General features: G+C 38.9%; 17 protein-coding genes and 1 riboswitch. Of the genes, 7 read left to right on the forward strand and 10 right to left on the reverse strand.

Going from position 1 to position 20,607, the window contains the following annotated elements; translation table 11 throughout:
- Positions 1-33: 33 nt before the first annotated feature.
- Together HCG49_RS11800 and HCG49_RS11805 are read right to left on the reverse strand one after the other, a co-directional pair.
- Complete coding sequence (locus tag HCG49_RS11800; RefSeq protein ID WP_072763714.1) at positions 34-549, reverse strand: hypothetical protein; 516 nt, start codon at positions 547-549, stop codon at positions 34-36.
- Between the two features lie 6 nt (positions 550-555).
- A complete protein-coding gene (locus HCG49_RS11805; RefSeq protein WP_168469744.1) occupies positions 556-1,440 on the reverse strand; it encodes a DUF6263 family protein in 885 nt (294 codons plus the stop codon).
- A gap of 207 nt (positions 1,441-1,647) precedes the next feature.
- On the opposite strand from HCG49_RS11805, the gene rpmH reads away from it, so the two are divergent.
- Both rpmH and carB read left to right on the forward strand, forming a co-directional pair.
- On the forward strand, positions 1,648-1,809 hold the full coding sequence (gene rpmH, locus HCG49_RS11810; protein ID WP_026809253.1) for a 50S ribosomal protein L34: 162 nt from the start codon (positions 1,648-1,650) through the stop codon (positions 1,807-1,809).
- Between the two features lie 100 nt (positions 1,810-1,909).
- On the forward strand, positions 1,910-4,762 hold the full coding sequence (carB, locus tag HCG49_RS11815; RefSeq protein WP_168469745.1) for a carbamoyl-phosphate synthase large subunit: 2,853 nt from the start codon (positions 1,910-1,912) through the stop codon (positions 4,760-4,762).
- Between the two features lie 546 nt (positions 4,763-5,308).
- Here the strand turns inward: carB and gndA are convergent.
- Entirely contained in the window at positions 5,309-6,718 is a 1,410-nt protein-coding gene (gene gndA, locus HCG49_RS11820; protein ID WP_168469746.1) for an NADP-dependent phosphogluconate dehydrogenase, read from the reverse strand.
- Positions 6,719-6,910: 192 nt separating this feature from the next.
- Between gndA and zwf the strand changes: the two genes are divergently transcribed.
- Both zwf and pgl read left to right on the forward strand, forming a co-directional pair.
- Positions 6,911-8,443, forward strand: a complete 1,533-nt coding sequence (zwf, locus tag HCG49_RS11825) for a glucose-6-phosphate dehydrogenase (RefSeq protein ID WP_168469747.1) — start codon at positions 6,911-6,913, stop codon at positions 8,441-8,443.
- A 10-nt stretch (positions 8,444-8,453) separates the two neighbouring features.
- Positions 8,454-9,164, forward strand: coding sequence for a 6-phosphogluconolactonase (gene pgl, locus HCG49_RS11830; protein WP_168469748.1), 711 nt, complete (start codon positions 8,454-8,456; stop codon positions 9,162-9,164).
- 108 nt (positions 9,165-9,272) lie between these two features.
- Here the strand turns inward: pgl and HCG49_RS11835 are convergent, their stop codons facing one another.
- The 6 genes from HCG49_RS11835 to HCG49_RS11860 form a co-directional block, all read right to left on the reverse strand.
- Positions 9,273-9,827: an acyl-CoA thioesterase gene (locus tag HCG49_RS11835; protein ID WP_168469749.1), complete on the reverse strand. Its 555-nt coding sequence runs from the start codon at positions 9,825-9,827 to the stop codon at positions 9,273-9,275.
- Positions 9,828-9,833: 6 nt separating this feature from the next.
- Positions 9,834-10,193, reverse strand: a complete 360-nt coding sequence (locus tag HCG49_RS11840) for a 6-phosphogluconate dehydrogenase (RefSeq protein ID WP_168469750.1) — start codon at positions 10,191-10,193, stop codon at positions 9,834-9,836.
- Positions 10,194-10,250: 57 nt separating this feature from the next.
- A complete protein-coding gene (rmuC, locus tag HCG49_RS11845) occupies positions 10,251-11,600 on the reverse strand; it encodes a DNA recombination protein RmuC (RefSeq protein WP_168469751.1) in 1,350 nt (449 codons plus the stop codon).
- A 154-nt stretch (positions 11,601-11,754) separates the two neighbouring features.
- A complete protein-coding gene (locus tag HCG49_RS11850; RefSeq protein ID WP_168469793.1) occupies positions 11,755-12,546 on the reverse strand; it encodes an ABC transporter ATP-binding protein in 792 nt (263 codons plus the stop codon).
- Positions 12,547-12,651: 105 nt separating this feature from the next.
- Positions 12,652-13,683, reverse strand: coding sequence for a FecCD family ABC transporter permease (locus HCG49_RS11855; RefSeq protein WP_168469752.1), 1,032 nt, complete (start codon positions 13,681-13,683; stop codon positions 12,652-12,654).
- Positions 13,684-14,829 (reverse strand): ABC transporter substrate-binding protein, encoded by a 1,146-nt coding sequence (locus tag HCG49_RS11860; protein WP_168469753.1) that lies wholly within the window; start codon positions 14,827-14,829, stop codon positions 13,684-13,686. It lies immediately after the preceding gene.
- Between the two features lie 73 nt (positions 14,830-14,902).
- Positions 14,903-15,169, forward strand: a riboswitch (cobalamin riboswitch).
- A gap of 32 nt (positions 15,170-15,201) precedes the next feature.
- Here HCG49_RS11860 and HCG49_RS11865 point away from each other — a divergent pair.
- From HCG49_RS11865 to HCG49_RS11875, 3 genes are read left to right on the forward strand one after another with little or no spacing between them, the layout of a single operon-like run.
- Positions 15,202-17,046, forward strand: a complete 1,845-nt coding sequence (locus HCG49_RS11865; RefSeq protein WP_168469754.1) for a TonB-dependent receptor plug domain-containing protein — start codon at positions 15,202-15,204, stop codon at positions 17,044-17,046.
- Between the two features lie 12 nt (positions 17,047-17,058).
- Positions 17,059-18,117: a YncE family protein gene (locus HCG49_RS11870; protein ID WP_168469755.1), complete on the forward strand. Its 1,059-nt coding sequence runs from the start codon at positions 17,059-17,061 to the stop codon at positions 18,115-18,117.
- 15 nt (positions 18,118-18,132) lie between these two features.
- Positions 18,133-19,083: an ABC transporter substrate-binding protein gene (locus tag HCG49_RS11875; RefSeq protein ID WP_168469756.1), complete on the forward strand. Its 951-nt coding sequence runs from the start codon at positions 18,133-18,135 to the stop codon at positions 19,081-19,083.
- A gap of 33 nt (positions 19,084-19,116) precedes the next feature.
- On the opposite strand, the gene HCG49_RS11880 is transcribed toward HCG49_RS11875, so the two are convergent.
- The gene (locus HCG49_RS11880) at positions 19,117-20,577 is read right to left on the reverse strand and encodes a S41 family peptidase (protein ID WP_168469757.1); all 1,461 of its coding nucleotides are present in this window, start codon (positions 20,575-20,577) and stop codon (positions 19,117-19,119) included.
- Positions 20,578-20,607: the final 30 nt, after the last annotated feature.

Here is a 20,607-nt window from a genome sequence, read left to right on the forward strand (position 1 = left end):
AGAAAAGGAGTTTCTGAAAAAGACTTCTCTTGCTTATATTTTTTTCAATTGTTGTTGCATCATTTTAATTTGATCAGCCAACATGTTTTGTTTGTCTAATTTCTTGGCCTCGTTTAAAAGCAAGGTCGCTTCTCTTTTACGGCGTTTTTGCATGGCAATTCCAGCAAGGCTTAATTTTGCCATGGCCACGTCATAATCCATGTTTAGACCCAGTTTTAAAGCTTTTTTAAAGAATTTTTCGGCTTGGGTCAAGTTGGTTTGAGAAAATATAATTCCGTTAAGGTAATTGTAGTATCCGTTTTGTTTTGTGGTAAGTGCGGCGTCTGGGTTTTTAATTTTATCGAGCCATTTCTTTGTTCCTTCCATATCCTGCTTACGCATTTTTAAAAAGGCCAAAAGAATTATTTCATTCCTATAATACAGAAAAATAAAAATAGAAGAAAGTAAAAGTAAGAATATTCCATTCCCAATATTGCCTTCTATGAATTGGAATACAGCATAGGCAATAATTAGCCCTGCAACGACTAGTTTTAAATTTTTGTTGAACATATTTACTTATAAATTAATTAATTCGTACGTAGTTTTAGAGGTTATTGTGGTGGGGATTTCCTGATCGCTCATTTGTGCAATGGTCGATGTTCCCGAAGATTTTCCGTCTACTTCCATCTTTACGATAAAGCCAGAGGATATATCTGTTTGGATCTTGGTAGTCTGTGTGCCACTTAATTTCATGCTGGTGGTTGGATCCTTTACATTCATATTTACCTTGGCCTTGCCACTAATATTGGCTCTGTTATTGGTAACACTTAATAAGGTCCACGTATTGGTAGAGGTCAATGTGCCAGAATAAGTATTTTGCCATTGATCGTGTATTTTTATTTTATTGTTGGGGTAGATGTAGGTCATTTGCTTATAACTGTTGGATAATGCTTCCGAACCGAATTCTTTTTGCAAAGACTTTTTCATCATGTTTAAGGAGAATTTGTCCTTTAAGCCAGAGGCCTTTGCCATTTTACTGACCAAACTATCGCCGCCTTGAACGTCTAGAATATTGCCGTTCTTGGCTAAAATTAATTTAATAGGATTGTTTAGGATGGTATGGAAAACCCTAGATTGTATGTCTCCTTCCTTAATTTGTTTGGCTTTTACGTTCATTAGCTCTCCCTGAATGCTCGATGTCATTTTTAGGTTGAGATCCTTGAAAGTTAGGGAAACCACATAGTTTTTGTTTTCTTCCCCCAAGACTTTAAATTGCAGGATGCCATCAATGGTATTGGTAATGATGTGCGAAGCCCCATCTAATTCTTGGGTAATCACCTGTTTAGCTTGTTGTTTTATGGTAAAAACATCCCCTTTGTTAAGTTGATACGCAAAAGTAGTTTGTCCAAATAGTGTTGCGTTGAACAAGGTTAAAAATAATAAAATAAGGGAGCGCTTCATGTAATTGTCGAGATTCGGTTTAAACCGATGCAAAAGTAATAAAAACCTAGCGGTCGGCAGTCGGGCTGTTCTAAAAAAAAATATTTTTTTAATTACATTTGCCAAAGCAAAAACTCTTTGTATATTTGCACCCGGAATTTGTTAGGACAAGCAGATTCAGAATGATTGTCAAAAAGTAATTTAAGGAGACTATAAAAATACGCTACGATGAGCAAAAGAACATTTCAACCATCTAAGAGAAAGAGAAAAAACAAACATGGTTTCAGAGAACGTATGGCTACTGCTAATGGTAGGAAAGTTCTAGCTAGAAGAAGAGCTAAGGGAAGAAAGAAATTATCGGTCTCCTCTGAACTGAAGCATAAGAAATAATGTCGACATTATTTTTGTTTAAAATATTAAGGTGTTACTTTTTTTAGAGTAGCACCTTTTTTTTGCCCAATTCGCTTTTACATTTAAACACTTATTAAAAATGCCCAAAAGAAAAGATTTAAACTCTATTTTAATTATTGGTTCTGGCCCAATTGTAATTGGTCAGGCTTGTGAATTCGATTATTCAGGTACACAAGCATTGCGTTCTTTACGAGAAGATGGGATAGAAACGATACTGATTAACAGTAATCCGGCTACCATCATGACCGACCCGACAATGGCCGATCACGTTTATTTGAAACCGTTGACTACCAAATCGATTAGAGAGATTCTGGAAAAGCACCCCAATATTGATGCCGTTCTACCAACAATGGGTGGGCAAACCGCATTAAACCTTTGTATTGAGGCAGATGAAAAGGGAATTTGGGAAGACCATGGAGTCGAAATTATAGGTGTCGATATCGATGCCATTAATATTACCGAAGACAGGGAGAAGTTCCGCGAACTGATGCTTAAAATAGGGATCCCTATGGCACCTCAGGCTACCGCAACATCTTTTCTAAAAGGTAAGGAAATTGCTCAGGAATTCGGTTTTCCATTGGTAATTAGAGCTTCTTATACCCTTGGGGGAGCAGGAGCTTCTATTGTTTACAAACCAGAAGATTTTGACGAGCTTCTTAGCCGTGGTTTGGAAATTTCCCCAATTCACGAGGTGATGATAGATAAGGCCTTAATGGGCTGGAAGGAATACGAACTAGAATTGTTGAGGGACAAAAATGATAACGTTGTTATTATTTGTACCATCGAGAATATGGACCCAATGGGGATCCATACAGGAGATTCTATTACCGTGGCCCCAGCAATGACCTTGTCTGATCGTACCTTCCAGAGAATGCGTGATATGGCCATCAAAATGATGCGTAGTATCGGTGACTTTGCAGGTGGATGTAACGTACAGTTTGCCGTTAGTCCAGATGAAAAAGAAGATATTATCGCTATTGAGATTAACCCAAGGGTTTCTAGGTCGTCAGCATTGGCTTCTAAAGCAACTGGTTATCCTATCGCTAAAATAGCCGCTAAATTGGCTATGGGGTATAACCTGAACGAATTAAGCAACCAGATTACTAAATCTACCTCTGCTTTATTTGAGCCTACCCTAGATTACGTGATCGTAAAAATACCACGCTGGAACTTTGATAAATTCGAAGGATCGGACAGAACTTTAGGACTTCAGATGAAATCTGTTGGGGAAGTAATGGGTATCGGTCGTTCTTTCCAGGAAGCCTTGCACAAGGCAACGCAATCTTTGGAGATAAAAAGAAATGGTTTAGGTGCCGATGGTAAAGGATATACTAATTATGATGAAATCATCAGTAAACTTACCATCCCAAGTTGGGACCGTGTATTTGTGATCTATGATGCTATTCAGATTGGAATTCCGCTAAGCAGAATCCACGATATCACTAAAATAGATATGTGGTTCTTAAAGCAATACGAACAACTGCACCACTTAGAAAAAGAAATTTCTAAATATACTGTAGAGACCTTAACCAAAGACTTATTGTTAGAGGCTAAGCAAAAAGGTTTTGCAGATAGGCAAATTGCCCATATGCTAGACTGTTATGAAAGTGAAGTTTATAAAAAACGCGAATCGCTTAATATTAACAGAGTCTATAAATTGGTAGATACCTGTGCGGCAGAATTTGAGGCGATGACCCCTTACTACTACTCAACTTTCGAGGCTGAGATAGAGACTCCGGAAGGAGAAAGGTATGTAGCCAATGATAGTGCTGTCAGCGATAAAAAGAAGATCGTAGTACTAGGATCTGGTCCTAACCGTATCGGTCAGGGAATAGAATTCGATTATTGTTGTGTTCATGGGGTATTAGCTGCAGCAGAGTGCGGTTACGAAACCATCATGATCAACTGTAATCCAGAAACGGTTTCTACAGATTTTGACACTGCAGATAAGTTGTATTTTGAGCCAGTATTCTGGGAACATATTTACGACATCATCAGACATGAAAAACCAGAAGGGGTAATCGTTCAGTTAGGTGGACAAACCGCACTGAAACTTGCCGAAAAACTAGATAAATACGGTATTAAGATCATTGGGACTAGTTATAAAGCCCTTGATTTGGCCGAAGATCGTGGAAGTTTCTCAAACCTTTTGTTAGAAAATAACATCCCATTCCCACAATTCGGAGTGGCAGAAACAGCAGAGGAGGCCTTAACGCTTTCAGATGAGCTAGATTTCCCACTTTTGGTAAGACCTTCCTATGTTTTGGGTGGTCAAGGAATGAAAATTGTGATCAACAAAGAAGAGTTGGAAGAGCACGTGGTAGACTTATTGCGTAAGATTCCAAATAACAAACTCTTGTTAGATCATTACCTAGATGGTGCCATTGAGGCCGAGGCAGATGCAATTTGCGACGGAGAAGATGTGTATATCATCGGAATTATGGAGCATATAGAGCCATGTGGAATTCACTCTGGGGATTCTAACGCTACCTTGCCTCCATTTAACCTAGGGGAATTTGTGATGCAGCAAATTAAGGACCATACCAAGAAAATTGCACTGGCCTTAAATACAGTTGGACTTATCAATATTCAGTTCGCAATTAAAGATGATATGGTATATATTATCGAAGCGAACCCTAGAGCATCACGTACGGTACCATTTATCGCAAAAGCGTATAAAGAGCCATATGTAAACTATGCTACCAAAGTAATGTTGGGCGATAAAAAGGTGAAAGATTTCAACTTTAATCCTCAATTGGAAGGGTTTGCCATTAAGCAGCCAGTATTTTCATTTAACAAGTTCCCTAATGTAAACAAAAACTTAGGGCCAGAAATGAAGAGTACCGGTGAGAGTATCTTGTTTATCGACAGCCTTAAGGACGATGAGTTCTACAACCTGTACGCTAGACGTAAAATGTACTTGAGCAAGTAAAACAATCCTATTGGGCGGTTTGTTGTAAAAACCAGTCCATAGTTATATAACATCCCTTTTGTTTCCAATTTTTTTGGAAATGGAAGGGATGTTTTCTTTTTAAGCAAGCTGCCATCAAAGGTGGAATTGATAGGTGTCTATGCCTATAGTTTCGTTATTAAAGCCTTGCCAACGTTCTTTTGTAGTGGTCAATATAAATGCTTGTGCGGTGTCGTATGGACGTTAAAGGTATGCTGGGTGCTTATTTCCGCGTTAGCTATTGCAGCGGCATCCTTTTTTAGCGGCAAGGCCGGCTAAAAAAGATATAGCGGAAAGAGCGACCCGTAGGGGAACGCCCAAAATAGGATTCGTACCTGAAATAAAAATGAAAGGAGTATTTTGAAGAAACTTCTCGGTAAATCAACAAAAACGGGAATATAAAGGAACCAAATGAGTCTTTTAATTGCCGCTGGATTGAATAATCCCAGTTTCCTAAAACAAAAAAGACTGCCTTTGCAGACAGTCTTTTGTATAAAAATCCCGAAAATTCCGGGTAAGAGATAGCAATTAATCTTCCCACTCAGTATGAAAAATACCTTCCATATCGGTACGCTCATAAGTGTGCGAACCAAAATGGTCTCTTTGGGCCTGAATAAGGTTTAACGGCAATCTACCAGAGGTGTAAGCGTCAAAATACGTCAAGGAGTTAGAGAGTGCAGGTAACGGAATGCCATTTTTAGCGGCATAGGCTACTACTTCCCTAGTTCCGTCCAAAGTGGCTTTTACTTCCTTGACAAAATTAGGTGCTACCAATAAGTTTACCAAGTCTTTGTCCGCTGCATAGGCATTAGAAATGTCTTCTAACAATTCGGCACGGATAATACAACCTGCTCTCCATATTTTGGCAATTACGGCCAAATCTAGTTCATAGCCATATTCCTTAGAAGCAAAGGCTAACTGGTGTAATCCTTGTGCGTAGGTGTTTATAAAAGCAAAATAAAGTGCTTCCTCGGCCATTTTAATCAAGGCCTTCTTGTCAATAGCTTCTGGTGTTGGACGACCATAAAGGTTTTCGGCCACTACACGTTCATCTTTAAGAGCAGAGATTTCGCGCATGCTTACCGCTACATCGATACTAGGAACAGGAATACCAAGATCCATGGCATTTTGTGAAGTCCATTTTCCAGTACCTTTTTGTTTGGCTTTATCAAGAATTTGGTCAACCAATCTACCATCGGTCTTATCGTCTTCTTTTTGGAAGATTTCTGCAGTAATCTCTACCAAGAAAGATTGCAATCTGCCCTTGTTCCATGTGGCAAAAGTTTCTTGCAACTCATCATTGGTAAGCTTGCCTGCCTTTTTAAGTAGGTCGTAAATTTCTGAAGTTAACTGCATAAGGCCGTACTCTATACCGTTATGCACCATTTTTACATAGTTTCCGGCAGATTTAGGTCCTAAATATGCTACACATGGCTCGCCCTTGAATTTGGCAGATACCGCTTCGAAAATTGGCTGTACCTCTTTGTAAGCTTCTTTGTTACCGCCTGGCATAATGCTAGGTCCACGTCTGGCACCTTTGGCGCCCCCAGAAACTCCAGATCCAAAAAAGTGGATGCCTTTTTCTTGTAAATAAGCCTCTCGACGATCGGTATCCGTGAAAAATGAATTTCCACCATCGATGATAAGGTCGTTTTTATCTAAATGAGGCAATAAACTTTCGATTACGGCATCAACAATTTTACCCGCAGGAACCAATAACATAATCTTTCTCGGCTGAGATAAAGAATTTACAAATTCTTTGATATCAGAAGTGGCATTCACTTTTTTAGTGTCTTTTCCTTCTTCGATAAGGGCATTGACTTTTTCCTGATCAAGGTCATAACCCATGGAAGTGAATTGGTTATCCGCTACGTTTAAAATAAAGTTGCGACCCATCACCCCAAGGCCAATTAATCCAAAATCGTATGTATTTTCCATGTTTTAGTTTTAAAGAAACCTAACAAATCTTAGTTACTTTTGTTAAGTGTCTCTGTTTATAAATGAATAAGCTAGTTTTGTTTTATCTTTGCAGCTGAAAAATAAAAAAACAAAAATAATCAATTAAAAGGTTTTGACCGCAATTGTTACAAAATCCTTGCTAATTGTATAAAATTTTCAATTACATATTATATGAACAAAACTACAAATCAAATGCTCGTCATATTTGGGGCATCGGGTGATTTAACAGCAAGAAAATTAGTGCCTGCCTTATATAACCTATACAAGGCGAATCAACTTCCTGAGAATTTTGTCGTTTTGGGTGTTAGTAGAAGTAATATGACAGATGGCGAGTTTAGGAGAAAAGTCGTTTTAGAAAGTAAATTCCTAGAAGAAAAGAAAAAGGGCGAATCCCTGGACTTTATCAACTCGTTGGCAGATAAGTTTTTTTACGAAGATCTAGGTGCCGATTACAGTCTTGAATACAGTAAATTGGCCACTCGGATTTCGGATCTTAATAATAAATATAGAACAGACCACAATTATATCTTTTATTTGTCAACTCCGCCTAGCCTTTATGAGGTAATCGCCAAAAACCTTTCAGATCAAGGATTGAACAATGAAGATAAGGGATGGAAGCGTATTGTTGTCGAGAAACCTTTTGGTTACAGCTTGGGTACGGCGAAAGAATTAAACCGTGGGCTTCAGAAATATTTTAAGGAATCCCAGATTTATAGAATAGATCATTACCTAGGAAAAGAAACGGTACAAAACCTATTGGTGACACGTTTTTCCAATAGTATTTTTGAGCCACTTTGGAACCGAAATTATATCAGCCATATTGAAATTACCAATGCCGAAAGTGGTGGGGTAGAAAAAAGAGGTGGATATTACGATACTTCCGGAGCTTTAAGGGACATGTTTCAAAACCATTTGATGCAGATAGTTTCCTTAATTGTTATGGAGCCACCAATTGATGCTAGTGCATTAGAGATTAGGAACGAAAAGGTAAAGGCGTTAAAATCCTTGCGTATTATGCGCGATGAGGAAACGCTCTTTAAAAATACGATAAGAGCACAGTATCTTTCTTCTGTGATCGATGGCGAAACCGTAAAAGGCTATAGGGAAGAAGAAGGGGTAAATCCAGATTCTAAAACAGAAACCTATGCGGCTATTAAGTTCTTTGTAGACAACTGGCGTTGGAAAGACGTACCATTCTATGTGCGTACGGCAAAAAGAATGCCTACCAAAGTAACCGAAGTAGTAATCCACTTTAAATCGCCACATCACCAAGTGTTTAAGGATTCCGATATGGGGAATAAGGACAATAAACTTATTATCCGTATTCAGCCAGATGAAGGGATTTTATTGAAATTTGGGGTTAAAGTACCAGGACAAGGGTTTAAAGTAGAACAGACACATTTAGACTTTTCGTATTCCGATTTAGGAGAAACTGTAGTAATGGAAGCATACGAACGTTTGTTGTTAGATGCCATGCAGGGAGATGCTACCCTTTATGCCAGAGCCGATGAAGTAGAGGCAGCTTGGGATTTTGTAGATCCTATCTTGGATTATTGGGCAAATGGTAAGGATGTAAATATCTACGGCTATTCTGCCGGTGTTTGGGGACCTTCTAATGCCGATGATTTGTTGGAAGGTGATTTTAAATGGAGAAATCCAAGTGAGAGTTTAGTAGACAACCCAGGTTTTTGTGTTATTAAGTAAAAATATATAGATGGAAATTAAAATTTTTGCTTCCAAAAAGGAAGTTGCCAAAAACTTTTCGGATTTTTTAGAAGAGTTGATCGAGTCAAACGGAAGCGCTCATATTGCCTTATCTGGCGGTAGTACCCCTAAGGAAGTGTTCGATTTTATGGCAGCCAATTACAAAGGAGTAAATTGGGCTAATGCACATTTCTATTGGGGCGATGAACGTTGTGTTCCTCCTACCGATGCCGAAAGCAATTATAAGATGACCGTAGACCATTTGTTGTCTAAGATCGATATTCCCCAGGAAAATATTCACAGAGTATTTGGGGAAGACCAACCTGCAGGGGAAGCCAAACGCTACGCCAAATTGTTGCGTGAAAAATTACCGATGGTAAATGACACCCCACAGTTTGACCTGGTAATTCTTGGGATGGGCGATGATGGCCATACAGCCTCTATTTTTCCGCATGAAATTGAACTTTGGAATGCGAAAGATTTTTGCGAGGTAGCCGTGCATCCAGATTCTGGTCAACGCAGAATAACCCTGACAGGTAAAGTAATTAATAATGCTAAAACAGTAGCTTTTTTGGTGACCGGAAAAGGAAAGGCCGAAAAGGTAACTAAAATAATAAATGAAGAACCAGGGTCGCACGTATATCCTGCTTCTCTAGTAGCTCCTGCAACCGATAACCTAATATGGTTCTTGGACGAAGAGGCAGCAGCCGGAATTATATAATTCCCATCCATACCTTCTAAAAACCCCAATTCCCTAGTAACTATACTAAGGGAATTGGGGTTTTTTAATTGAAGATTTCCGAGGAATGCTTCCGTAGCGATAGGAGTCTTAATTGTTTTCTATAGCTATCTTTAAATTTTCTGCTTCTAAAAAATCCAAATTTTCAGGAATTTTAAATTGTGATTCCGTAAAGAAATTAGTCCTGGTTAAACCCTCGGTTTTTCGCTGTATACTACGCGAAAACCTTCGGATACCCTGCTTGTCAGTGACCAATAAGCCAGGGACTTGAATGTTTTTACCCTCGTTATCTTTGGCTACCATCGTAAAATACGAAGAATTACAATGTTTCTTTTTTCCTGTAGTGATATTCTCCGATTCTACCCGGACTCCTACCACCATAGAAGTTCTTCCTGTGTAGTTTATAGAGGCTTTTAAGGTAACCAGTTCTCCAACCTCTATAGGGTTAATAAAATCTACCTTATTTACCGAAGCTGTTACACAATAACTTTGCGAATGTTTGGAGGCACATGCAAAGGCAATCTGATCCATTAAATTTAATACGTAACCACCGTGAACCTTGCCTCCGAAATTAGAGTGGGAGGGAAGCATTAATTGGGTAATGGAAACACGTGATTCCTTAGCTGTTTTAAACTTTTTTTCCATATTATTTTAATCTTTATAGTGGGGAGAAGTTTCTTTTTCTATATCGTTAATGAAATATTTGGTATCGCCTAGCCAGAATATACTGCCCATACGTTCGGTATACTTCACCCGAACATATTTCCCTTGATACTCTTGCAGTTTGGCCACTATTTCTTCATCTAAAACGGAAAATGAAAATATTTGGGCTCCAGAAATACCTTGACTTATTTCGCCTTCCCATGTTTTTATAAAAAGGCCTTTATGGCTTATTTTAATGAGTTCTCCTGAACGCATGCCGCTGCTGTATGGTATGGCTTGGATGAAAACATAATAAACTATAAGAATTAGCGGCAATGCTAAAATGGTGTAACTGAATATTTTTCTCAAATTATAAGGATGTAATAGTTTGTAGTGGGCATATGTTTTCTTTGTACACCACAGGTGTTAAAGTTTAAATAAGGTTTCTTCTGCCTCACTTTCTTCCTCATGTGCTCGTTTTAGAATAGATTCGGGAATAGATTTTTTAGCCTTAGCTCCCATTCTCTTTAATTTTTCTATACTTCCCACTATATTACCTCTTCCTTCTACTAGCTTATTCATGGCGCCTTTATATTCTTGTTTGGCCTCATCCATTTTTTTGCCCACCTTGGTAAGGTCTGTGACAAAACCTTCAAATTTATCGTATAAGGCACCCGCTTGTCTGGCAATTTCGATAGCGTTTCGTTGTTGTTTTTCATTGTTCCACATGCTGTCTATGGTGCGCAAGGTTGCCAATAGGGTCGCAGGGGTTACAATAATAATGTTTTGTTCAAATGCCTTGTTGTATAGCGAATTGTCGTTGTTTATGGCAATAGCAAAGGCAGGCTCAATAGGTACGAACATCAAAACAAAATCAGGACTTTCCATCTCGTAAAGATCTTCGTATTTTTTAGACGATAATTGGTCTATATGCCTCCTTAAGGAATTGAGGTGGTCTTTTAAGAACTTCTCTTTTAGCTCGTCCTCGGCATTTACGTAACGTTCGTAATCGGTAAGGGAAACCTTGGAATCTACAATCATCTTTTTGCCGTCGGGAAGATTGATGATCACATCGGGCAAGACCCTGCTGCCATCGGTTCTAGTAAAGCTTTGTTGTACAGTGTATTCTCGGTCCTTTTCCAGTCCCGATTTTTCTAAAACACGCTCTAGTACCAATTCTCCCCAATTCCCTTGCATTTTACTGTCGCCTTTTAAGGCTTTGGTTAAATTTTCGGCCTCTTTGGTGATTTTTAGGTTTTGCGATTGTAGGTTGGCCAATTGCTCCTTTAAGGCAGAATGCATTCCGACACTTTCTTTTTGGCTGTCCTCGACCTTCTTTTCAAAAAGGTGGATCCTTTCCTGTAAGGGCGATAAAATGTTTTTGATGTTCTCCCGGTTTTGTTCGGTAAACTTACTGCTCTTTTCCTCGAGGATCTTATTCGCTAGGTTCTCAAATTCCTTGGTGAATTTTTCTTGTAATTTTTCAACCTCTAATTTTTGCTCCCTATTCTTAAAATCCAAATTTTCCAAATCTGTTTCATTACGGGCAATTTGAAGACTTAATTGTTCGCGCTCTGTGTTAAGGGACTGTTTATCAGCTTCGAGTTGTGCGATTTTTTGGGTTAGGTCGGCTGTGGTCGTTTTAAGGAGTTCAACTCTTTCCAACAAGGTGTTTTGACCCGACTTTGATTTGAGTTTTTGAATGTATTGGCCTAATAAAAATCCGAAGATAAGGAGTACGGGCCCCGCTATGATTATGATGGTTAAATCGTTCATTAAATAAAGGTTCTTTAGTGTAAAGATAAGGGATTGAAGTTAATTTAGAGAATAATCCCTGTTCGTATTTGTAGTGTTTGTATTACGTAAGTAACAACTCCTTATTTAAAGTTTCAAAGAGATCGCAATCTGTTTCAGCAAAGGGGGTTATCTGTTAAATAATTTTGAAAGATCCGGAAATGGGATCAAAAGTAATAGTGTCTGAAGGAAACAATCTTTCAAAACTTTGTTGGCGAATGAGTTCGCAGGGTTCTCCAAAACTGCTCCTGTCCTTTTCTAAAATGAGCATTTTATCGCATAATTGAATGGCAATCTCGATTTCGTGAGTAGTATAAAGGATTGTTTTTTTAGTTTCGTGGGCAATGTGTTTTAACAATTTTAGAATATGCACCTTGTGGTAAAGATCTAGATGCGATGTAGGCTCGTCCAATAATATAATAGAAGTGTCTTGTGCCAGGGCCCTGGCAACCATTACCTTTTGTAATTGACCATCACTGAGTTCGTAACATTTTTTATGCTGTAGAGGCTCCAGCTGTACCATGCTTATCGCTGCCCTTATCTTATGTTTGTCTTCTTCGTCCAAAGAGCCGATCCAATTGGTATAAGGCTGCCTTCCAAGGCTAATCAATTCTAAGACGGTTAGGTTTTTAGAGGCGATGGGTTCCGTGAGGACCACACTAATTTCCGAGGCAAGTGCCAATGGGGTGTAGTGCTCCAAAGGCTTTTTGTTAACAAGGATTTTTCCAGATAACTGCGGTTGTACCTTTCCTAAGGTTCTTAATAGGGTAGACTTCCCAATACCATTGATTCCAACAATAGCAGTCATTTCTCCTTGGGCCAAAGAGAAATGAATATCCTTGGCAATAACCGTTCGTTGCTTTTTGCTAAAGTAGCCAATTTGTAAACGGTCTACTTCTAGGGCGATATGATGGGTATGGGTGTTGATGATGTTATAACCTTTACGATGCTAAGATATTTGTTTTTTGGCAACTGCTTTCCGGTCTTCCTATATTCTTGTGATCTGTGATCTATTCCTCAAGTACTCCAATGCTTAAAAGATCATTTTTCGTTTTCGCAGTAATAACCAAATAACTACTGGTGCCCCTATAATAGAGGTAATGGCATTTATAGGTAATACACTCGAAGAATTTGGCATTTGTGCAATCGTATCGCATAACAGCATTAGAATAGCACCATAAACCAATACTGCAGGGAGTAATATTCGATGATCTGTAGTATTGAAGATTTGTCTGGTAAGATGCGGAACGGCTAGACCTATAAAGGCAATAGGGCCGGCAAAGGCTGTGATTCCTCCAGCCAGTAAACCAGTAGCTATAATTATGAAAAAACGCGAATTTTTTAAATTCACCCCTAAACTGCGAGCATAATTCTCGCCTAATAAAAAAGCGTTCAAGGGTTTTATGCATAGCACGCTTATCAGGGTTCCAATAAGAATTATAATCAGCAACATTAACAATTGATTCCAAGATAAGTTTCCCACAGAACCAAAAGACCAATAAATATACTGTTGTAATTTTTCGGCATTGGTAAAATAGGAGAGCACACTGACCAGTGCTCCCGTAATACTGCCGAACATTAAGCCAATGATCAGTAATGCCATGGTGTCTTTTACTCTTGCCGCTACGACTACTACGGCAAGCAGCACCAAAAAGCTTCCTATACTCGAGGCAATGGCCAAGGAGATATCGTTGATAAAAGAAAAACTAAATAGGGATCCCATTAAGGAAGACCCCATAATCAGTATAGCGGCACCCAGACTGGCCCCAGAACTAATCCCCAAAACAAAAGGGCCAGCAAGGGGATTTCTAAACAAGGTCTGCATTAGCAGTCCGCTTAATGATAAGCCGCTCCCGATCAAAATAGCAGCAAAGGCTTTTGGCACCCTATAATTCCATATGATATACTTCCAGGAATTGTTAGTTGCCTCTGCGCCAAATATAATTTTCATGGTATCCGAAAAAGGAATGCTTACTGAGCCAAGACTTATATTGATGACAAAGCATAGTAATAGAACTATTCCTAATACTGTAAAGGGAACCTTATATTTTTTATGGTCGTTCAATTATTGTAAGGGCTTAAAAAACGTTGGCGAATAGTCGGGTAATAACGCTGGGTGAAAAATATGAATAAAATCCTTTAAGACAATATCTGGACGGCTGGGCCCCAATTCAAAAAATAAAAGGCCGCCCGTACTCCCTGTCGCCAAGGTGTAGCTGTGTATTTTTTTGTTCTTAAAGGCATCAAACTGTTGGTAATGCAAACTGGCCTCTGCCATGGAGGTGTAAGAGGTATGCATTGAGGGCGATATCCAGAAATCGGCCTTTTCGGCCTTGCTGAAAACACTTTCCCAACTTAGGGAAAGGCTACCGGTTTCTTGGGTTTCCTTCCAAAGATAGTCGGCTTGGGCATCTTTAAAAAACTGAGCCATCCAGCTATTTCCCCCCGGTAAATACCAAACATCTTTGTACAGTCCACCACTGAGTACCGTGGGCTTGGAAGTGGCTTTTTTGGCCAATTCCTTCGCTTCTTGATACGAGGTTTCTATGGTGTTGAAAATTGTGTCTGCGGTTGCTTCCATGCCAAAGAAAGGGGCAAAAAACTTAATCCATTCGCTTTTTCCCAACGGACTTTCCTCAGTCCAGTCTCCGTTGTAGACAATGGGGATATTGGCACGCTGAATGGTGTTATATGCACTGTTTTTATTATCGATGCCAAAACCTATGACAACTTCTGGTTGTAGGGCTATGACCATTTCTGTATTAATAGCTTCGTTGCTGCCCAAATCTTGCACTTGGCCGTTTGATATTAATTTTCGGGTAGCTTCGGAAGAAATAAAATCGGTATTGGGGAAGCCTACAAGTTTGTCGGAAACCCCTAAAGCTTCCAAGGCGGGAATATGGGTCGTTGAGGTCACTATGATTCTTTCGACCGGAGTAGCAATGATGGCATCATAGGCCGATGCATCCAAACTAATGAAAGCTTGTTTGTCTTTTGGGATCAAAGCATAAGTGTAAGAAGACTCGGCATTGGGCCAAGGAGAATTTATGGTGATAACGGTAATGTCATCGGAGGGTTTTTCGATGCTAAAGCCTTTGGCATAATCAATGGCAACATTTTCCGTTTCGTTTATTAAGGGTAGCTGTTGCTTTTTTTCCTCTTTACAAGATAAAAAAAACAGAAGAAAGATAATAGGAAGTAGCTTTTTCAAAGCGATTTTTTTTGGTTAAGCGGTCAAAAGTAGTATTATTTGAGCGAGTCTAAAAAGATAAAACAAATTGTTTAACTTTGCACCGAATTTTGGTTCCTATCAATTTAAATTATAGGATTAAATGGGAATTCGGTTAAAATCCGAAACTGTTCCCGCAACTGTAAGCTTTGTTTGTAGTACTACAAACTCTTGTCTACGCCCTCAAAAACCACTGTTTATGTTATGTGTGCTGATGTAGTTCAGCATCTTGGTCCTCTTATGATTAATATCGGGCCGCATAAATGGGAAGGTTGGTAGCAAGAAGCAAGTCAGGAGACCTGCCATTTTCATAACATAAATTTACAAGCTTTCGGGAAAAAGGCTTTAAAGGATATGGCACATAGCAAAACATTTTTAGTGGTGTTGATGGTTTTTCAGTTTTTGGCATTACATGCCCAAAGTGACAATACCATAGTTTTAGAGGAGGTCGTTTTAAGCGATGTAAAATTGCTTCATTTTTCCAATGGAAGAAAGGTTAGCGTTCTTAAAGACTCTGTTATTCAACGCAACGGGGCGTCCCTTACAGATCTCCTGCAGTTTAATTCTACGATATATTTTAAGGAAAATGGGTATGGAATGATTTCTTCCCCTTCCTTTAGAGGTACCAATGCCTCCCAGACCGCCGTGGTTTGGAACGGAATCAATATAAATTCACAATTGAGCGGGCAAACCGATTTTAATACCATTAGTCCTCAAAATTATAAGGATGTGGTAGTGAGAAGTGGGGGAGGTAGTGTGCAATTTGGTAGTGGGGCTATTGGCGGAAGTATTCATTTAAACGATAGCTTTCTGTTTCAGGAGCATTACGATAATAAGCTTGTTTTGGGCTATGGAAGTTATAATGCCAAAAACATAAACTATAGCACTGCCTATGGCACCGATAAATGGTCCTTAAATTTCGGTACTACTTATAAAACTTCCGAAAATGATTATAAATATCTAGGTACCGATAGAAAAAATGAAAACGGTGCTTATAATAATTTGGATGTTAAGGCTACCGTGGGCTATTTATTTTCCAAAGCCAATGTGTTAAAACTATACCACAATACCTTTATTGGCGATAGGGACTTTTCAGGAACCCTGACAGCCCCGGCAAAGGATCACTATAAAGATGTTACTTCCCGCTCCCTTCTAGAATGGGGCAACTTTAAGGATCATAAAATAAGTAGATTGAAATTAGCGTATTTGTATGAAAAATACCGCTATTACCCCGACAAGGAAAAATCCGATTTTAGTTTTGGCAGCTCTAATAATATGGTCCTGAACTATGATTATAAATATAACATAGGGAAGTTTGTTTTAAATGGGATAGCCGACTTTAATGTCATTACTGTCGAAGGGACCAATATAGAAAATGCGCATAGGAATCTGTTTTCAGGAACATTCTTGTTAACCCATCACCTAAGTGAAAAGTTTCGTTATGGGATCAATATCCGCAAAGAAGTGGTTACTGATTACGACAGTCCTTTTCTTTTTTCTATGGACACCAACTACCAGCTTACTGATAATTACAGCATTAATGTAAATGCTTCTAAAAATTATAGGGTTCCTACTTTTAACGACTTGTATTGGGTAGGTGCCGGAGCAGTTGGGAATAAGGAGCTTACGCCCGAATCGTCCTTGCAGGCAGAATTGGGACAGCTGCTGAGCAAGGAAAATTATACCCTTGGGCTAACGGCTTACTATATTGTTTCTGAAGATCTTATACAATGGAAGCCTAACGACGCTGGTAATTGGATGCCAGTGAATATTAAAGATGTTTATAATTATGGCCTAGAGGCTTCTTTAGATGTACGCCAACAATGGCACAACAATCAATTATCGTGGAAGAATCAATACGCCTATACCAAATCCGTAGATAAGGATACCAACAAGCAACTCATTTATGTGCCCTACCATAAAATCACCTCTAATATAGCCTATCAATATAAAGCATGGGAGTTGTATAACCAATTGCTCTACAATGGTCAGGTGTATACCACCTCCGATAATAGCGATTTTCTTCAAGGATATGTCCTTTCTAATGTGGGAGTTGGTCGCACCTTTGAGATAGAAAATGGGATAAGCGCTAATGTTGGGGTGAAAATCAACAATCTATTTAATAAAAATTATCAGAATGTGGCATATAGACCTATGCCCAATAGAAATTATCAACTTAATATTTCAATTAAATTTTAAACAACAAGCACAATGAAAATTAAACATGCAATACTTGCAAGCTTAACCTTAGGGTTAGTATTTACTTCCTGTGAGAATGGTGACGATGATAATAGGCAATCTTTGGGGGATTATGATAGAGGGATATTAATTTCAAATGAAGGTCCGTTTCAAAATGGTACTGGTACCGTGTCCTATGTTTCCTATGATTTAGAGGTTGCGGAAAACGAAATCTATAAAAAGGTAAATGGAGAGGACCTGGGGAATATAGTTCAGTCCATGGGATTCTATAATAAAAAAGCTTTTGTAGTAGTTAATAACTCTAATAGTATCGTAGTAGTAGACCGTTTTACCTTTAAAAAATTAGGGGAAATAAAAGAAGGACTCCTTAACCCTAGATATTTTACTGCTGCCAACGGAAAGGGATATGTAACCAACTGGGGAGATCCAAATGATAATAATGATGATTTTGTTGCCATCATTAATTTGGTAGATTTTACGGTTGAAGGAACAATTCCTGTAGAATTTGGTCCAGAAGTATTGGAGGAAGAAAACGATATGGTGTATGTAGTGCATCAGGGTGCTTGGGGTTATAATAATAAAATTTCAGTGATAGACCCTGCTTCCGATAAGGTGGTGAAAACCATTCCCGTAGGTGATGTGCCTAATTCCATAGCTTTTGACGATGCTGATAACCTTTGGGTAATGTGTGGGGGTAAACCTGAATATAGTGGAGCGGAAAGCAATGGAATGCTTGTAAAAATAAATACTGCCACCAATACTGTGGCAAACACCTTTGAATTTACTACTACCGATCATCCAAAACAATTGGATATTGAAGACAATATTATTTATTATGCTTTAAATAAAAATATTTATAGTATGCCTGCAAGTGCAGCATCATTGCCAACATCAGCTTTGTTAGAAAATGTTTCTTTTTATGCGATGAGAGTTGATGATGAAAAATTATATGGAACCGATGCAAAAGACTTTAACAGTAGGGGCGATCTAACAATTTACAACCTAAACTCTAAAGAAATAATAAAAACAATTCCAGTCGGGATTATTCCTGGAGGAATTTATTTTAACTAGTAGTACACAAACCTTATGCTAAAAGTCTGTTCGTTTTTACCTGCCGTAACCCAAATGATGTACGATATGGGGTTGGAAGACCACTTGTTCGGGATTACTTTCGAATGTCCCCAGCAAGCCTTAGAAGAGAAACTTCCGGTAGTCCGTTGTGTTATGGAAGGTAAAAACTTGACAAGTACGGAAATAGACGCCTTGTTTTCGGCAAGTAAACATCAGGGTAAGAGTCTTTATTATGTAGACGAACCTGTATTAAAACAGATAGCTCCCGATATAATCTTTACTCAGGATATTTGTGATGTATGCCAGATAGATACCGAATGTACCGCTGCCGCGGTGGCAGTTTTGGAAAAACAACCGGAAATAATTTCTATTTCGCCCGAGTCCTTGGAAGATGTTTTTAGTACTGCCATTAAGATTGGTGAAGCTTTGGGGCAGGAAGAAAAAGCCTATGTCTATTTGGAGGCCTTGCACAAAAGAATAGACAAGGTCATAGACAATCTTTGGAAACATAGGGCCATGCCAAAGCGAGTGATGCTGATGGAATGGATTCAGCCAATTTATAACTGTGGACATTGGATTCCACATCAAATCGCCTATGCCGGAGGTACCGATATGTTGGCGAATCCTTCGGGGGATAGTATTGTAACCCCTTGGGATAAAATTGTAAAATACGATCCCGAGATTTTGGTGATTGCCCCATGCGGATTTACCATAACCAGAACGATGGAGGAAATGCATTTACTGACCCAAAAACCAGGTTGGGAAACATTAAAAGCTGTAAAGAACAACAAGGTGTTTTTGGCAAATTTTGAGCTGTTTACGCAGTCTTCGGCTGGTACTCTGGTCGATGGCATAGAGCTTTTGGCCGGACTTTTTCATCCAGATATCAATTCTATTCCAACACACCTACAACATAAATACCTGCAGTATAATCTGACGGATACAGAAAAAGGGCTTGCTAAATAACGCAAGCCCTTTTTTTTATAAATTTGATGTTGGCTATTTTAGAGGTTTGTCTAAAACCATATGATCCTTTAAGGAAGTGAACATCTTGGAATTGGTAAGTTCCTCTATCGGCATATGGACTTTGAAGTCCAACTTCCCTGTGGCTCCCGTAATTTCTTGAATGGCCCGGGCCAATAAAGGCTCGTTAAGATCCCCTAATGTACCCATGTTCGATAAATCTTCTTTTAAAGTGATATCTGGCGATAGGCCCGAGGTGTAATCCGAGAACCCTGCTGAATTTTCATTCCTACCCATAAGAGGTTGCATGGCCCAACGGTTTTTGGGATTTATTTTACCCTCTCGGCTTTTAGAATAGATGTAATCGTTTTCCCTATCATCGACCATAGTGACCGAAAATTCATTTTTCCCCCGAGTTGTAGTCCCAATGTGAACAATATCCACATAAGGATCCAATCCGTTCATCACCAATTCACTGGCAGAAGCAGAGCTTCCTGTGGCTAGAACATATACTTTGCTAAGATTTAGGCTGTTGATAGGAGTCCCCGCAGCGGTTTTGTCGGTAAAATAATCTTCTAGTTGTTCTTTTTTAAGGGTGGGCTGTATTTTATCGTTCCAACGTTGCCTGATATAAAGGTCCTTGGTGTTGGTACCATAGATCATACTGGCCAATAGTTGGGAGGAATATACCGAGCCTCCAGGGTTATAACGAAGATCTAAAATAAACTCTGTTACGCCCTCATTTTTAAAACCACCGAATACATTGTTTAAAGATTCGTTAAAAGACTGCGTAAAACCGTTGTACATTAAATACCCAATTTTAATTCCGTTGCTTTCTATCGTCTTAGCCACAAAAATAGGGTCCTCTACCAGGCCTACCTCTTTGGTAAGGGTAACTTTCTTATTATTGTCGCTAATTTGGGAGCCAGAGATATCGGCCATGCCTAGGGTATAGGTGTCATTTTCTCCAAAGAGCAGAGAGCTGTAATTGTCATCGGTAAGTTGTTGGCCATTGACCCGTGTAAAAATATCGCCCCTAGCTATAGCCTTGGTAGCAGCATTGGAATTGGGAATTATATATTTTACATAGCCGTAAAGATCCTTTCCCTGGTTAATTCTGACCAATCCAAATTCTAGACCGTTGCTTTTGCTAATACCATTCAATTGGTTGACCAATGTCTTATAATCGCTATTTACAAAGCTAAAGCGGTCTATAGCGGCATCCGTACCTACAATTTTACTGTGCATGTGACAGGTATTGTAAAAGAAGCTTTCCGGATCTGGGTATTTTTCCAAATAACCGACATAGTCCTCATTGGTCGCAAACCTGTCATCGCCCAAATTTTTGGCCTCTGCCTGCCAAAAATACCATTGGTTAAGGCCCTCCCACATAAAATTTTGTACAGTAGTTTCTTGAGGATATAGAAATGCATTGTCGTCTTTATCAGTGCAAGAGATACAAAGAAAAAGTACCAGTAGGCCTATTGTTTTTTTCATCTTATTATTTTTTCAGAGATGGAGTAATCA

It is taken from the genome of Arenibacter sp. 6A1 (genome assembly GCF_012272855.1).
Taxonomy (GTDB): domain Bacteria; phylum Bacteroidota; class Bacteroidia; order Flavobacteriales; family Flavobacteriaceae; genus Arenibacter.

Excerpts from the sequence above, each read along its gene's own strand:
- gndA (WP_168469746.1), bottom strand. The coding sequence starts at position 6,718 with ATGGAAAATACATACGATTTTGGATTAATTGGCCTTGGGGTGATGGGT.
- rmuC (WP_168469751.1), bottom strand. The coding sequence starts at position 11,600 with ATGAACGATTTAACCATCATAATCATAGCGGGGCCCGTACTCCTTATC.
- zwf (WP_168469747.1), top strand. The coding sequence starts at position 6,911 with ATGAACAAAACTACAAATCAAATGCTCGTCATATTTGGGGCATCGGGT.
- HCG49_RS11805 (WP_168469744.1), bottom strand. The coding sequence starts at position 1,440 with ATGAAGCGCTCCCTTATTTTATTATTTTTAACCTTGTTCAACGCAACA.
- carB (WP_168469745.1), top strand. The coding sequence starts at position 1,910 with ATGCCCAAAAGAAAAGATTTAAACTCTATTTTAATTATTGGTTCTGGC.
- HCG49_RS11800 (WP_072763714.1), bottom strand. The coding sequence starts at position 549 with ATGTTCAACAAAAATTTAAAACTAGTCGTTGCAGGGCTAATTATTGCC.
- HCG49_RS11865 (WP_168469754.1), top strand. The coding sequence starts at position 15,202 with ATGGCACATAGCAAAACATTTTTAGTGGTGTTGATGGTTTTTCAGTTT.
- HCG49_RS11880 (WP_168469757.1), bottom strand. The coding sequence starts at position 20,577 with ATGAAAAAAACAATAGGCCTACTGGTACTTTTTCTTTGTATCTCTTGC.
- pgl (WP_168469748.1), top strand. The coding sequence starts at position 8,454 with ATGGAAATTAAAATTTTTGCTTCCAAAAAGGAAGTTGCCAAAAACTTT.
- HCG49_RS11835 (WP_168469749.1), bottom strand. The coding sequence starts at position 9,827 with ATGGAAAAAAAGTTTAAAACAGCTAAGGAATCACGTGTTTCCATTACC.
- rpmH (WP_026809253.1), top strand. The coding sequence starts at position 1,648 with ATGAGCAAAAGAACATTTCAACCATCTAAGAGAAAGAGAAAAAACAAA.
- HCG49_RS11870 (WP_168469755.1), top strand. The coding sequence starts at position 17,059 with ATGAAAATTAAACATGCAATACTTGCAAGCTTAACCTTAGGGTTAGTA.
- HCG49_RS11875 (WP_168469756.1), top strand. The coding sequence starts at position 18,133 with ATGCTAAAAGTCTGTTCGTTTTTACCTGCCGTAACCCAAATGATGTAC.